The following is a 266-nucleotide window of genomic DNA, read 5'->3' as shown; positions in this document are numbered from 1 at the left end:
ACAACTGCACCCTCGGGGACGACGGCACCTTCCGGGACGACGGCGCCGACACAGACCAGTTCGGCTGGCACCGCATCACCGTCTTCGACTGTGTCGCCGTCTCCGACGACAACACCGTCACCTGTGCCCAACACCTCGACGTCGGTCGCGGCTGAATCGTCTGCTGCGGCGCCCTCGTCGGCCCCGGCGCCCTCGTCATCGCCCGCTGCGGTGCCCTCGTCGTCGCCTGCGGCGGCCGTACCGTCGCCCACTGCGACCTCGGTGCC

General features: G+C 71.1%; 1 protein-coding gene. It reads right to left on the bottom strand.

The window, feature by feature from the left end; all coding sequences use genetic code 11:
* On the bottom strand, positions 1-266 hold a 266-nt coding region (locus ACPGXI_RS17755; RefSeq protein WP_526655308.1), incomplete at both ends, for a hypothetical protein.

The organism is Mycobacterium sp. (assembly GCF_049608025.1).
GTDB lineage: Bacteria > Actinomycetota > Actinomycetes > Mycobacteriales > Mycobacteriaceae > Mycobacterium.
The sequence above is the reverse complement of the archived record's forward strand: the minus strand, read 5'-3'. Positions and strand labels throughout refer to the sequence as shown.